Origin of the sequence: Enterobacter cloacae complex sp. P42RS (assembly GCF_014930595.1) — a bacterium.
In the GTDB taxonomy this organism is placed as follows: Bacteria; Pseudomonadota; Gammaproteobacteria; order Enterobacterales; family Enterobacteriaceae; genus Enterobacter; species Enterobacter bugandensis.
In genome coordinates this window covers 63,590-77,507 of sequence record NZ_JADBRK010000014.1, presented here as the reverse complement: position 1 = coordinate 77,507, position 13,918 = coordinate 63,590, and the positions used below count along the sequence as shown (strand labels likewise).

At 55.2% G+C, this 13,918-nt stretch carries 12 protein-coding genes; 8 read left to right on the top strand and 4 right to left on the bottom strand.

All coding sequences use genetic code 11. The features are described from left to right. Positions 1–4: 4 nt before the first annotated feature. Positions 5–943, bottom strand: coding sequence for a 1-phosphofructokinase (gene fruK, locus IM314_RS16310; protein WP_193358814.1), 939 nt, complete (start codon positions 941–943; stop codon positions 5–7). Continuing rightward, on the bottom strand, positions 943–2,073 hold the full coding sequence (gene fruB, locus IM314_RS16305) for a fused PTS fructose transporter subunit IIA/HPr protein (protein WP_028013870.1): 1,131 nt from the start codon (positions 2,071–2,073) through the stop codon (positions 943–945). The genes fruK and fruB overlap by 1 nt, the downstream gene beginning before the upstream one ends. 361 nt (positions 2,074–2,434) lie before the next feature. On the opposite strand from fruB, the gene setB reads away from it, so the two are divergent. Beyond that, positions 2,435–3,616: a sugar efflux transporter SetB gene (gene setB / locus IM314_RS16300; RefSeq protein WP_045259727.1), complete on the top strand. Its 1,182-nt coding sequence runs from the start codon at positions 2,435–2,437 to the stop codon at positions 3,614–3,616. Here setB and IM314_RS16295 read toward each other — a convergent pair. Beyond that, positions 3,613–3,867, bottom strand: coding sequence for a YkgJ family cysteine cluster protein (locus IM314_RS16295; RefSeq protein WP_028013872.1), 255 nt, complete (start codon positions 3,865–3,867; stop codon positions 3,613–3,615). The genes setB and IM314_RS16295 overlap by 4 nt on opposite strands. A 162-nt stretch (positions 3,868–4,029) precedes the next feature. Here IM314_RS16295 and yeiP point away from each other — a divergent pair, with 162 nt between their 5' ends. Then, entirely contained in the window at positions 4,030–4,602 is a 573-nt protein-coding gene (gene yeiP / locus IM314_RS16290; RefSeq protein WP_008500940.1) for an elongation factor P-like protein YeiP, read from the top strand. A gap of 45 nt (positions 4,603–4,647) precedes the next feature. Here the strand turns inward: yeiP and uxuA are convergent, their stop codons facing one another. Beyond that, positions 4,648–5,838, bottom strand: a complete 1,191-nt coding sequence (uxuA, locus tag IM314_RS16285) for a mannonate dehydratase (protein WP_041908997.1) — start codon at positions 5,836–5,838, stop codon at positions 4,648–4,650. Positions 5,839–6,043: 205 nt separating this feature from the next. On the opposite strand from uxuA, the gene IM314_RS16280 reads away from it, so the two are divergent. The 6 genes from IM314_RS16280 to IM314_RS16255 all read left to right on the top strand — a co-directional run bounded on the left by IM314_RS16280 (position 6,044) and on the right by IM314_RS16255 (position 13,916). Beyond that, entirely contained in the window at positions 6,044–7,510 is a 1,467-nt protein-coding gene (locus tag IM314_RS16280; RefSeq protein ID WP_049137299.1) for a mannitol dehydrogenase family protein, read from the top strand. Positions 7,511–7,633: 123 nt separating this feature from the next. After that, entirely contained in the window at positions 7,634–8,620 is a 987-nt protein-coding gene (locus IM314_RS16275) for a GTP-binding protein (RefSeq protein WP_193358815.1), read from the top strand. 33 nt (positions 8,621–8,653) lie between these two features. Then, positions 8,654–9,367, top strand: coding sequence for a phosphatase PAP2 family protein (locus IM314_RS16270; RefSeq protein ID WP_028013876.1), 714 nt, complete (start codon positions 8,654–8,656; stop codon positions 9,365–9,367). A gap of 415 nt (positions 9,368–9,782) precedes the next feature. After that, on the top strand, positions 9,783–10,352 hold the full coding sequence (mepS, locus tag IM314_RS16265) for a bifunctional murein DD-endopeptidase/murein LD-carboxypeptidase (RefSeq protein ID WP_028013877.1): 570 nt from the start codon (positions 9,783–9,785) through the stop codon (positions 10,350–10,352). Between the two features lie 127 nt (positions 10,353–10,479). Further along, complete coding sequence (locus IM314_RS16260; protein WP_193358816.1) at positions 10,480–12,036, top strand: cyclic di-GMP phosphodiesterase; 1,557 nt, start codon at positions 10,480–10,482, stop codon at positions 12,034–12,036. 74 nt (positions 12,037–12,110) lie between these two features. Beyond that, positions 12,111–13,916, top strand: a complete 1,806-nt coding sequence (locus IM314_RS16255; RefSeq protein WP_028013879.1) for an extracellular solute-binding protein — start codon at positions 12,111–12,113, stop codon at positions 13,914–13,916. Positions 13,917–13,918 lie beyond the last annotated feature (2 nt).

Sequence of the window (13,918 nt, the reverse complement as noted above, 5' to 3'; positions counted from 1 at the left end):
GCTGTTAGTTAAAAGGTTTTAAGTCAACGCGCGCCATCATCGCGGCTAACTGGGTACGATCGGTAATACCGACATTGCTTTGGCTCACGGCCAGGGCTGCAACGGCGGTGGCAAGACGTAACGTATGTTCACTGGATTCACGCATCAGCAGGCCGTAAATCAGGCCGCCAACCATAGAATCCCCTGCGCCAACGGTGCTCACTACTTCCATTGACGGCGGTTTGGCAATCCATTCACCTGAAGCGTTAACCCACAACGCCCCTTCTGCACCCAGCGAGATCACCACGTGAGCAATACCCTGCTCGCGCAGCGCATGGGCGGCCTCAATCACATCTTTTGATTCCGGCAGCTTGCGGCCTGCCCAGATCTCCAGCTCGCGGCGGTTTGGCTTCACCAGCCATGGAGACGCTTTCAGCCCCGCCACCAGCGCATCGCGGCTGCTGTCGAAGATAATGCACGGGCACTGGCTGCGCAGGCGCGTCATCCAGTCGGTAAACGCTTCCGGGCTGACGCCGGACGGCAGGCTGCCGCTGACGCAAACCATGTCGAACTGGCCCAGCCAGGTCAGGGAGTCGGTCACAAAGCGCTCCCAGTCAGCTGGCGTCACTTCGAAACCGGAGAAGTTAAGATCGGTCACTTCGCCGTCTTTTTCCGTCAGCTTAACGTTGATGCGGGTACGGCCCTGCACAACCTGGAAACGGTTGGCAATGCCCAGCTCGCTGAACAGCTGCTGGAAGCCATCCTGGTTATCTTTACCGAGGAATCCGCCCACGGTGACGTCGATTCCGAGATCCTTGAGCACCTTCGCGACGTTAATCCCTTTGCCCGCAGCATGCAGGCCAGTGGTACGCACGAGGTTAACTTCGCCGCGCTCAATTTCCGGGCAAAACCCCACCAGATCATAAGCCGGGTTCAGCGTAATAGTCGCAACACGTCTGCTCATTATGCGCCCTCCCCCAGACCTGCCGCGATGGCGTCGCCAATTGCTTTCAGCGCCTGTTCAGCATCTGCGCCCTGCGCGGTGAAGCGCAGGCGATGGCCTTTCTTCACGCCCAGCGCGACGACTTTCATCAGGCTACGGCCGTTGGCCGGTTTGCCCGAACCATCCAGGTTGGTCACGGTAATCTCGCTTTCAAATTGTTTAATGGTGTTGACCAGCATGGTGCCCGGACGGGCATGCAGGCCGTGTTCGTTACGCACCACGAACTCGGCGTTCAGCACGTCGTCCGTTAGCGCGTCGTCGCTGGTCAGCAGCGCCAGCACGGTCGCCGCATCAGCGTTCAGCAGTTTTTCAGCTTTATTGTTCAGCAGCAGATCGCCCAGACGCTTCAGCACCGAAACCGGCTGCTCATCGTTCATCGCCACAGTCACCAGCATGGCTGCTGTCTCGCCCTCAACGTCGAACGCGGTGGCGGCGCGGCTCACTGCAATTGCGCTGCGCAGGTTGCCTTCAGCGCTGTCGTTCAGCCAGATGCCCTGGCCGAGATTCAGCGGTTTATCGTTAATCACGCGCGTCACAAAGGTGGCATCAGCGGCACCCGCTTCTTTCAGGCGACCCGCGTTCAGCGCCTGCAGCGTGACCAGATCGGAGGCCACAACATCCAGCGTCAGCGTGTCGTTATCCAGTTTCAGCGCTTCACTCTGTTTTTCGCCCATCAGCAACGCCCGCAGCTCTTCAGCGGTTGTTGCAGACTTCAGCTGTTCAGCCACGGAGTCATCGCTCAGGACATGCGTCAGCTGACGCAGCAGGCCTAAGTGTTCGTCGCTGCTCGCCGCGATACCGATAGCAACATAAGCCACCTGGCCGTCGCCCCAGAGCACGCCCTGCGGGAACTGATAGACCTTAACGCCGGTTTTCAGCACCTGGTCGCGGGTGTCGGTTGTGCCGTGCGGAATGGCAATGCCATTGCCGAGGAAGGTGGAGGTCTGCTGCTCGCGCGCCAGCATACCGTTTACGTAGCCGTCCGCGACGTTACCCGCCTGCACAAGGGCAGCGGCAACCTGACGAATAGCCTCTTCTTTATCCCCGGCCTGAGCGCCCGGGTGAATATCCTGAACAGATAACTGGAACATGGTTCTCCTCTCCTGCTGAAAGTGAATCGTTTCAGCTTACATGAGAAAAAATGCGCTAGCCTGCTCTGTTTGTTAAAACAAGATAGCGCTGAAACGTTTCAAAAAGTCTTGCGCTTTCTGCAATGGCTTGCAAGAAATGTCGTATTTCCGATATCAGAATTTAGAGATACTGCACATTTCTTCTGCGTTCAGCTAAATTTTGCTGAACTTCAGCAAACCAGTTTCAGCTAAGTTCAGCCAGGTGGGGAGTAAGTTGAAATGCCATTTTGATTTTTCGTGGGGTAATTGACTTCACCCACTGTTTATTTTTTAACTGACGGCGTAAACTCCGCCCCTCTCTGTTACTCGCTAATTATAAAACATGCATAACACCCCTGCGGCCACCGCGCCGAAGCCCTTTGATTTGACGTCAACGGCGTTCCTGATTGTTGCCTTCTTTACGGGCATCGCCGGTGCGTTGCAAACCCCGACGCTGAGCCTGTTCCTGACCAACGAAGTTCACGCCCGTCCGGCGATGGTTGGCTTCTTTTTTACCGGAAGCGCCATCATCGGCATTCTCGTCAGCCAGTTTCTCGCCGGTCGTTCCGACCGCAAAGGCGATCGTAAAAGCCTGATCGTTTTCTGCTGTTTGCTGGGGGTGCTGGCCTGCGTCCTGTTTGCCTGGAACCGTAACTATTTCATTCTGCTGTTCATCGGCGTTTTTCTGAGCAGCTTTGGCTCAACCGCCAACCCGCAGCTGTTTGCCCTTGCCCGCGAACATGCCGACCATACCGGGCGGGAAGCGGTGATGTTCAGCTCGATATTGCGCGCTCAGGTGTCGCTGGCATGGGTAATTGGCCCACCGCTGGCCTACGCGCTGGCGATGGGGTTTGGCTTTACGGTGATGTACCTGAGCGCGGCGGTCGCGTTTGTGGCGTGCGGCGCAATGGTATGGTTTTTTCTGCCGTCAATGCGCAAAGAGCCCAAAGTGGCAACGGGCGTGCTGGAAGCGCCGCGTCGTAACCGCCGCGATGCCCTGCTCCTGTTTGTTATCTGCACGCTGATGTGGGGCACCAACAGCCTGTATATCATTAACATGCCGCTGTTTATTATTGATGAGCTACACCTGCCGGAGAAGCTGGCCGGCATTATGATGGGCACCGCCGCGGGTCTTGAGATCCCGACCATGCTGATTGCAGGCTATTATGCGAAGCGTTTTGGAAAGCGTTTTTTAATGCGCATCGCGGCCGTCGCCGGGCTGCTATTCTACGTTGGCATGCTGACGGTCCATACGCCAGCCCTGCTTCTTGCTTTACAGCTGCTGAACGCCGTGTATATCGGCATCCTGGCGGGGATTGGCATGCTCTACTTCCAGGATCTGATGCCGGGGCAGGCAGGTGCCGCCACCACCCTTTATACTAATACCACCCGCGTGGGCTGGATTATTGCGGGCTCGATGGCCGGTATCGTTGCCGAGATCTGGAACTACCACACGGTGTTCTGGATTGCGCTGGTGATGTGTACGCTGACGATTGGCTGTCTGGCGAGGATCAAAGACGTTTAAGGCGCAGTGAGCGCTTCCAGCTCCAGCAGCCATGTCATTGCCTGCGCGCGCGTGCTGCCGCACATTTCAGCTGATGGCTGAAGCCCGGAACAGACCTTCGGGCGCAGGGGAGACTCAAATATCATACACAGGTTGGATTCAGAGAGCTGAACGCAGCGGGTATTGGCGGGCTTGCCTTCAGGCATGCCTGGAATGGGGCTTGAAATGGACGGAGCGGTACAGCACGCGCCGCAATCTGGACGACAATCCATACATGCTCTCTCGGTGGCGAACACCCGTACAGTCGGGCATCGGGCGCACAGTAACACCTTTTGCGTATTGATAGCAAAAGCCACGATTTCCACTTGCCTGAAAGGCCGCGCGCGAGTAATTTGGCGCGATATTTTTTACCTCCCGTAGACAGGATTACTGCAATGCCAAGAGCGAACGAAATTAAGAAAGGTATGGTACTGAATTACAACGGCAAATTGCTGATTGTGAAAGACATCGACATTCAGGCACCAAGCGCCCGTGGTGCAGCGACGCTGTACAAAATGCGTTTCGCCGATGTGCGTACCGGCCTGAAGGTGGAAGAACGTTTTAAAGGTGACGATATCGTTGATACCGTGACTCTGACCCGCCGCTACGTTGATTTCTCATACATCGACGGCAACGAATACGTGTTCATGGATAAAGAAGATTACACCCCGTACATCTTCACCAAAGATCAGATCGAAGAAGAGCTGCTGTTCATTCCTGAAGGCGGTATGCCAGACATGCAGGTGCTGACCTGGGACGGCGTGCTGCTGGCGCTTGAACTGCCGCAGACCGTGGATCTGGAAATCGTTGAAACCGCGCCGGGCATCAAAGGCGCGTCAGCAAGTGCGCGCAACAAACCAGCGACCCTGACTACCGGGCTGGTTGTGCAGGTGCCGGAATATCTCTCCGCTGGCGAGAAGATCCGCATCCATATTGAAGAAAAACGCTATATGGGTCGTGCTGACTGATTATGGCATTTGTCGGGTGGCGGCTTCGCCACCCGACAATTCCGGTTACAGAAGCTCCGGATACTTCGTCATCTTCAGCGCCAGCTCGACCCCTCGCACTTCCGCCATCCCCTTCAGGCGGCCAATCGCCGAATAGCCCGGGTTGGTTTTCTTACGCAGATCGTCCAGCATCTGGTGTCCGTGATCCGGACGGAACGGAATAGGACGCACATCGCCCGCCTGCTTGCGACGCGCCTCTTCAGCCAGAATAGCGTCCACCACCGCCACCATATTCACATCACCGCCAAGGTGCGCCGCCTCATGGAAGGTTTTTGGGTTCTCTTCACGGCAGGTCGCACGCAGATGCGTAAAGTGAATGCGATCGCCAAAGGTTTCTATCATCCGCACGAGGTCATTATCAGCGCGCACGCCGTAGGAGCCGGTACACATGGTAAAGCCGTTATAGATGCTGTCGACCGTCTCTTTCAGCCATTGCATATCTTCAATCGTAGACACGATACGCGGCAGGCCGAGGATAGGACGCGGCGGATCGTCCGGGTGTACCGCCAGACGCACGCCGGCTTCTTCCGCAACCGGAACGATAGCGCGCAGGAAATACGCCATGTTTTCACGCAGCTGCTGCTTATCAATATTGCCGTATTCCGCCAGACGCGCGCGGAACTGATCCAGCGTGTACCCCTCTTCCGCACCCGGCAGGCCAGCAATGATATTGCGGGTCAGCTTCTCGACGTCCGCTTCACTGGCGGCATTGAACCATTCAAGGGCCTGCTGCTGCTCTTCAGCGGTGTAATCCGCTTCGGCGCCCGGGCGTTTCAGAATGTGCAGCTCAAACGCCGCAAAGGCAATCTGGTCAAAACGCAGCGCTTTCGAGCCGTCCGGCATCTGATATTCCAGGTCGGTACGCGTCCAGTCCAGAATCGGCATGAAGTTATAGCAGACCGTATCAATGCCGCAGGCCGCCAGGTTGCGAATGCTCTGCTGATAGTTTGCAATCCAGGTCCGGTATTCCCCGGAATGGGTTTTGATATCTTCGTGAACCGGAATGCTTTCTACCACAGACCAGGTTAACCCCTTCTCCGCCAGCAGCGCCTGACGCTGTTGAATCTCCTCAACTGGCCATACCTGGCCGTTAGGAATGTGATGCAGCGCCGTGACGACACCCGTTGCGCCAGCCTGACGCACATCATCAAGAGAAACCGGATCGTTCGGCCCGTACCAACGCCAGGTTTGTTCCATTGCCTCATCCTCTCAAGTTGTTATACCAATATGGGTTACTGCAATGACGACTACCATACATGTTTACTGTGAAGGGTCAACACACCGCCACACATTGATTGATCAAACTCACAGAACGGGGATATTTACGGCTTACCAATTTTATTTGCTGTCATATAACTTTAGACTGGCATTGTTAATTAATGGTTAATCAGGTGTGTATTTCATGAAGACAATTGCCTCAACCGCCCTTCCAGCCCAGGTTCAACAACCGCGCTACGATCGTCATCAACTGCGCTCCCGCATCGTCCATTTCGGCTTCGGTGCGTTTCACCGCGCGCATCAGGCATTGTTAACAAACCGGGTGCTGAATGAAAAAGGCGGCGACTGGGGAATTTGTGAGATTAGCCTGTTCAGCGGCGACGTGCTGATGAGCCAGCTGCGCGCGCAGGATCACCTGTTTACCGTGCTGGAGAAAGGTGCTGAAGGAAATCAGCCGATTATTGTCGGGGCCGTACATGAATGCCTGAATGCAAAGCTGGACTCTCTGCCCGCGATAATAGAGAAGTTTTGCGAGCCGCAGGTGGCGATTGTGTCGCTCACCATTACGGAAAAAGGCTACTGCATCGATCCCGCGACCGGTAAGCTGGATTTACAAAACGCCCGGATCGTCCACGATCTGGAAAATCCCGCTGAGCCGCATTCCGCGCCGGGGATCCTGGTCGAAGCCCTTAATCGCCGCCGCGAGCGCGGCTTGCCTGCGTTTACCGTGCTTTCCTGCGACAACATTCCGGACAACGGCCACGTGGTGAAAAATGCGGTGCTTGGCATGGCGCATAAGCGCTCCCCGGCATTGGCGGAGTGGATCGAGGGCCACGTGAGTTTTCCGGGAACGATGGTCGACAGAATTGTTCCCGCCGCGACGGAGGCCTCGCTTGCGGAGATCGCCGACGCGCTCGGCGTTGACGATCCGTGCGCCATAAGCTGCGAGCCGTTTATTCAGTGGGTAGTGGAAGATAATTTTGTCGCCGGGCGTCCGGAGTGGGAAGTGGCGGGCGTTCAGATGGTGCAGGACGTTCTGCCCTGGGAGCAGATGAAATTACGCATGCTTAACGGCAGCCACTCTTTCCTGGCGTATCTGGGGTATCTCGCCGGGTACGCGCATATTAATGAATGCATGGAGGACGCCACCTTCCGCGAAGCCGCTCGGCGGCTAATGCTGGATGAACAGGCGCCTACGCTGCGTATAAAGGATGTCGACCTGACTGCCTATGCCGACAGCCTGATTGATCGCTTTGCTAACCCGGCGCTGCAGCACCGTACCTGGCAAATCGCGATGGACGGTAGCCAGAAGCTGCCGCAGCGAATGCTGGATGGCATCCGCGTCCACCTTGAGCGTAAAACAGAATGGCCGCTGCTGGCGCTGGGCGTCGCTGGCTGGATACGCTACGTCAGCGGGTTCGACGAACGCGGCAACGCGATTGACGTTCGCGATCCCCTCAGCGATAAAATCCGCACGATTGTCGAGGCCAGCAGCGACGCCGACCGCGTCAATGCGCTGCTGGGGCTGAGCGAGGTCTTCGGTCACGATCTCGCGCAAAATAGCGTTTTCGCTGAGGCTGTTAGCCAGGCCTACCAGCGCATCACCCGCCGTGGCGCACGCCAGGCTGTTATTGAAACGTTAAATCTTTAGCGATTATTGCGCTTAATGCGAACGGACATTGCCTCCGTTCGCCCTCCCCCTTCTCATTGCGCCCGTTTTTCGCCAGGATAAGAGCATAGTGTTATAGCATCACAATTCTCTTGCGGAGCGCACGTGACCAAAACCAACCTCATCACCGGTTTTCTCGGCAGCGGTAAAACCACCTCTATTCTTCATCTGCTGGCGAATAAAGATCCCGCCGAGAAATGGGCCGTGCTGGTCAATGAATTCGGCGAAGTGGGCATTGATGGCGCGTTGCTATCATCCAGCGGCGCAATGATTAAAGAGATCCCCGGCGGATGCATGTGCTGCGTAAACGGCTTACCGGTGCAGGTAGGCCTCAATACGCTGCTGCGTCAGGGCAAACCGGACCGCCTGCTGATTGAACCTACCGGTCTGGGCCACCCGAAGCAGATCCTCGATTTACTGACCGCCCCGGTTTACGAGCCGTGGATCGATCTTCGCGCCACGCTGTGCCTGCTCGATCCGCGTCAGCTTCTGGATGAAAAAGCGGTGGCCAATGAGAACTTTCGCGATCAGCTCGCCGCAGCAGACGTTATTGTCGCCAATAAAGAAGATCGCGCCACGGCGGAAAGCCGGGCCGCGCTGGACGCGTGGTGGCAGCATTTCGGCGGCAATCGGACGCGGGTGCAGGCCACTCAGGGGAATATTGGTAGCGCCCTGCTGGATCTTCCCCGCCTGAACCTGGCGCAACTCCCGGTCAGCGCAGAGCATGTGCATCACCATTCTGCGAAGCAGGGTCTGGCCGCGCTTAGCCTGCCGGAACACCAGCGCTGGCGTCGTAACCTTAACAGCGGTCAGGGGTATCAGGCCTGCGGATGGATTTTCGATGCCGACACCGTTTTCGACACCATTGGCATCCTTGAGTGGGCCAGGCTTGCGCCGGTCGACCGCGTGAAAGGGATCATGCGCACGCCAGACGGGCTGGTGCGGATCAACCGCCAGGGCGACGATTTCTTTATCGAAACGCAAAACGTCGCGCCACCTGACAGCCGAATAGAGTTAATTAGTGCGGTTAACGCCGACTGGAATGCCCTGCAGTCCAGCCTGTTGAAGCTTCGTTTAAGTTCGGGCGGCTAACGTTGCCCCAGTTTTCACTCAATGCAGAACGTTATGACGACTCGAATTCCCCAGATACTACTGCTTAATGTCGCCGGTCTGGCGCTCTTTTTCTCCTGGTATATCCCGGTGAATCACGGTTTCTGGTTCCCGCTGGATTCATCCCTGTTTCATTTCTTCAACCAGGGGCTGGTGAAGAGTGACGCCTTTCTGTGGCTGGTGGCAATTACCAATAACCGCGCCTTCGACGGCTTTTCCCTGCTGGCCATGGGCTGCCTGATGCTCTCTTTCTGGCTCAAAGAGGATGACACGGGGCGTCGCCGCATCCTGATTATCGGACTGGTGATGCTTCTGGCTGCGGTGATCATTAATCAGCTGGCGCAACATCTGATGCCGGTAAAACGTGCAAGTCCTTCGCTCTCTTTCCCGAATATTTATCGCGTGAGTGAACTGCTGCATATTCCAACAAAAGATGCCTCGAAGGACAGTTTCCCGGGCGATCACGGCATGATGCTGCTTATTTTTTCTGGGTTCATGCTGCGCTATTTCGGTAAGAAGGCGTTCGCAATCGCCCTGCTTATTGTGGTGATATTTGCCTTCCCGCGCGTGATGATTGGCGCGCACTGGCTGACGGATATTGTCGTGGGTTCCCTTTCCGCGGTGCTGATTGGTCTGCCGTGGGTTCTGATGACGCCTTTGAGCGATCGCCTAATTACCCTTTTCGATCGCTATCTTCCGCGTAGAAAGCAACAAAAATTGAACAAATAATTACCGTTTTTTAACGTAAACTATCGGGGATCATCACGATCCCTGATAACGCCCTTCCCGCGATCTTTCTGCGCTGTCATATTCTTGTCATCACATTCGTGATAAAAATGAAGCAATTGCACGATTACGCGGCGGATCTGCCGCTATTTTGTGCAATGACAAATTTTTACTTTCTGTATCACAATTTCTTATAAAAAAAAGGCTCTTTTTACTCGCAATAGCCCTGGCAATCGGTTAATCTCGAACTCGTTTTGCCCCATGGAGATAATTATTTCGATGGTGAATAATTTTGTGCGCTGCACCACAAATGTCACCAGAAACAATTGTCTCAATGTGAACAGATAATTAGTCTCGTCACGTTTGGCATTTTTATAACGATATTTGTCGTTAAGGACTTCAAGGGAAAATAAACAAAATGGTCAAATCTCAACCGTTTCTGAGATATATCTTACGGGGGATCCCGGCGATAGCAGTCGCGGTACTGTTATCTGCATGTAGTACATCGAACACCGCAAAGAATATGCATCCTGAGACGCGTGTTGTGGGAATGGAAGATTCCTCTTCACTGCAAGCCTCTCAGGATGAATTTGAAAATATGGTACGTAATCTGGACGTGAAGTCCCGCATTATGGACCAGTATGCTGACTGGAAAGGCGTACGTTACCGTCTTGGCGGCAGCACTAAAAAAGGCATTGATTGTTCCGGCTTTGTACAGCGTACCTTCCGCGAGCAATTTGGGTTAGATCTTCCGCGTTCGACCTACGAACAGCAGGAGATGGGCAAGTCGATTTCACGTACCAAACTGCGCACCGGCGATTTAGTGCTGTTCCGTGCAGGTTCTACCGGTCGACATGTGGGCATCTACATTGGTAATGACCAGTTTGTACATGCCTCCACCAGCAGCGGTGTGACCATTTCCAGCATGAATGAACCGTACTGGAAGAAGCGCTACAACGAAGCGCGCCGCGTACTGACCCGCAGTTAATATGATAATTGTATCGTTGGTTATCCCTTGGCTGGCGATACAATAAATAAAAGCACTGCTTCGGCGGTGTTTTTTTTTGCCCGTTACAATGAATACAATCAGCGGCAATTCAGGAACCACGACGTTTATGCTCACCCGCTACTTCTCCAGTCATCGAAAGATACTGTTCCTCAGTATCATTACCGGCCTGATCGCCGCCCTGCTCCTGGGTTCATTGCAGTTTTTCTGGAGCTACCACAAGCGGGAAGTCCGGTTCGATACGCTGATTAAGGACGTGCGCATCTACATGGAGAACTATTTCGAGGAGCTGAAAACCTCTATCGATGTGCTCCAGCCGCTCACGCTAAATAATTGCCAGGACGTTAACGCGGAGTTGACCTCGCGTGCAGCCTTCAGCATCAACGTGCGCGCCTTCCTGCTGGTCAGAAACAAACTGGCCTTCTGCTCGTCAGCCACAGGGCCAATGAATACCCCGATGGAGGAGCTGATACCCGAACTGCACATCAACAAGCCGCTTGATATCGCACTTCTGCCCGGCACGCCCATGTTGCCCCATAGACCTGCCATTGCCATCTGGTATCGTAATCCTTTAGTAAAAGACGGCGGCGTGTTCACCTCTGTGAATCTCAACCTGACGCCGTACCTGCTTTATACCGCACGCCAGGACGAGTTTGCCGGCATCGCGATTATCATCGGCGACAAGGCATTATCCACCTCGTCGAGCAACATTGTCAGGGCGAGTGATTTACATCAAACGCCAGCGCGAACCGCGACGCTCAAAGAAGTCCCTCTGACCATCAAACTGTACGCCAGGGGGTGGACAAGCGCGGAGATCCTTTTTGCCCTGTTCTTCGGGCTTTTATGCGGCATTGCGGCTGGGTCGCTTAACTTCTATATCCTCACCCTGCGTCTCAACCCGGGTAAAGAAATTTTAAGCGCCATCAAGCGTGGTCAGTTTTATGTGGTCTATCAGCCCGTCGTCGATGCCAAATCGCTCAGGATGACCGGGCTTGAAGTGCTGATGCGCTGGAAGCACCCGACCATGGGTGAGATCCCGCCGGACGCCTTTATCAATTTTGCCGAAGCGCAGAAGCTGATTGTTCCGCTGACGCTGCATCTCTTTGATCTTATCATTCACGACGCTCCTGTATTACAAACGCTGTTACCTCCGGGCGCAAAGGTGGGCATCAACATTGCGCCGGGGCATCTGCATGCGGAAAGTTTCAAAGACGATATGCGCACCTTCAAAGCCCTGCTGCCGCCTGATTACTTCCAGATCGTACTGGAAATTACCGAGCGCGATATGCTTAACCATCGGGAAGCTAACAGCCTCTTCGAATGGCTGCATAACGAAGGGTTTGAAATTGCCATCGACGATTTCGGCACCGGCCACAGCGCGCTGATTTATCTTGAACATTTCACCATGGACTACCTGAAAATCGACCGTGGTTTTGTCAACGCCATTGGCACAGAAACCGTCACCTCACCAGTGCTGGATGCCGTACTGACGCTGGCAAGACGACTGAATATGTCGACCGTTGCGGAAGGGGTGGAAACACCGGAACAGGCGGCCTGGCTGCGCGAGCATGGGGTTAATTACCTGCAGGGTTACTGGATTAGCCGCCCGATGCCGCTGGAGCAGTTCCGCACGTGGCAAAATACGGTGTCGCCTGACGGGGAATAATTTCACATTGCCCGTGGCGTCACTTATTATTCAGCTTAACTGAGCCGGTCTGTAAAAGAGGGAGCCGCCGCGAGATGTTTATGCGCTTTATGTTGCTTTGGTTGGCAGTCGTGAGCCTGTCCAGCCAGGCGCAAACCATCAAAGAGAACATCGCGTTCGCCGTGATTGGCGAGCCAAAATACGCGGTCAATTTTACGCACTTCGATTACGTCAATCCTGCCGCCCCTAAGGGTGGAAAGGTCACGCTCTCGGCTACGGGAACGTTCGACAACTTTAACCGCTTCGCCCTGCGCGGCGTAGCCGCGGCGCGAACGGAATCGCTTTATGACACGCTTTTTGTCACGTCGGATGATGAACCCGGCAGCTATTACCCGCTGATTGCCGATAACGTGCGCTATGCCGATAACTTCGCCTGGGCCGAAATTACCCTAAACCCCCGGGCCCGCTTTCACGACGGCACGCCGGTCAAGGCCAGCGACGTCGCTTTTACGTTTCATAAATTTATGACCGAAGGCGTGCCTCAGTTCCGCATTGTGTATAAAGGGGCAACGGTGCGCGCCATTGCGCCCCTCACCGTACGCATTGAGCTGAGCGAACCGAACAAAGAGAATATGCTTAGCCTGTTCTCGCTGCCGGTGATGCCTGAATCGTTCTGGAAAAACCATAAGTTAAGCGACCCGCTCTCCACGCCGCCGCTGGCCGGTGGCCCTTACCGCATTACCGACTGGCGCATGGGGCAGTACGTGGTCTATTCCCGCGTGAAAGATTACTGGGCGGCTAACCTGCCGGTAAACCGCGGGCGCTGGAATTTCGACACCCTTCGCTATGACTACTATCTCGACGATAACGTGGCGTTTGAAGCGTTCAAGGCCGGCGCCTTCGATTTACGCGTGGAGAACAGCGCCAAAAACTGGGCGACCCGCTATATCGGCAAAAACTTCACGAAAGGCTACATCGTCAAAGACGAGCACAAAAACGAATCCGCCCAGGACACGCGCTGGCTGGCGTTTAATATTCAGCGCCCGGTATTTACCGACCGCCGCGTTCGGGAAGCCATTTCCCTGGCCTTCGATTTTGAATGGATGAACAAAGCCCTGTTTTACGGGGCGTACAGCCGCGCGAACAGCTATTTCCAGAACACCGAATATGCCGCGCGCGACTACCCTAAAGCCGACGAACTGCTCCTGCTGGCGCCGCTGAAAGCGGAAGTGCCGCCGGAGGTGTTTACCACGGTATTTCAGCCGCCCGCTTCAAAGGGTGACGGCTACGACCGCGACAACCTGCTGAAGGCCAGCAAGCTGCTGGATGAGGCAGGCTGGCAGCTGAAGAACCAGAAACGCGTCAATGCGAAAACCGGCAAGCCTTTAAGCTTTGAACTGCTGCTCTCCTCCGGTGGCAACGATCAGTGGGTGCTGCCGTTTAAGCACAACCTTGCACGGCTGGGGATCACCATGAACATTCGCCAGGTCGATAACGCGCAGATCACCAACCGCATGCGCAGCCGCGATTACGACATGATGCAACGCCTGTGGCCCGCACAGCCGTGGCCCAGCTCGGATCTGCAAATCTCCTGGGCCTCCAGCTACATCGACTCCTCGTACAATGCGCCAGGCGTAAAAAGCCCGGCGATTGATGCCCTGATTGCGAAAATTGTGGCGGCGCAAGGCGATAAAGATAAGCTCTTGCCGCTTGGTCGCGCCCTCGACAGGGTGTTAACCTGGAACTACTACATGCTGCCCATGTGGTATATGGGCGAAGACCGCCTTGCGCGCTGGGACAAGTTCTCCGTGCCTGCCGTGCGCCCTGTCTATTCTCTGGGCTTTGACACCTGGTGGTATGATGTGAATAAAGCCGCCAGACTGCCCGCCGAGCGGCGATAAGG

Coding starts and splice junctions, on each gene's coding strand:
- setB (WP_045259727.1), top strand. CDS start 2,435: ATGCATAACACCCCTGCGGCCACCGCGCCGAAGCCCTTTGATTTGACG.
- IM314_RS16270 (WP_028013876.1), top strand. CDS start 8,654: ATGACGACTCGAATTCCCCAGATACTACTGCTTAATGTCGCCGGTCTG.
- IM314_RS16260 (WP_193358816.1), top strand. CDS start 10,480: ATGCTCACCCGCTACTTCTCCAGTCATCGAAAGATACTGTTCCTCAGT.
- yeiP (WP_008500940.1), top strand. CDS start 4,030: ATGCCAAGAGCGAACGAAATTAAGAAAGGTATGGTACTGAATTACAAC.
- mepS (WP_028013877.1), top strand. CDS start 9,783: ATGGTCAAATCTCAACCGTTTCTGAGATATATCTTACGGGGGATCCCG.
- IM314_RS16255 (WP_028013879.1), top strand. CDS start 12,111: ATGTTTATGCGCTTTATGTTGCTTTGGTTGGCAGTCGTGAGCCTGTCC.
- uxuA (WP_041908997.1), bottom strand. CDS start 5,838: ATGGAACAAACCTGGCGTTGGTACGGGCCGAACGATCCGGTTTCTCTT.
- IM314_RS16295 (WP_028013872.1), bottom strand. CDS start 3,867: ATGGATTGTCGTCCAGATTGCGGCGCGTGCTGTACCGCTCCGTCCATT.
- IM314_RS16280 (WP_049137299.1), top strand. CDS start 6,044: ATGAAGACAATTGCCTCAACCGCCCTTCCAGCCCAGGTTCAACAACCG.
- fruB (WP_028013870.1), bottom strand. CDS start 2,073: ATGTTCCAGTTATCTGTTCAGGATATTCACCCGGGCGCTCAGGCCGGG.
- fruK (WP_193358814.1), bottom strand. CDS start 943: ATGAGCAGACGTGTTGCGACTATTACGCTGAACCCGGCTTATGATCTG.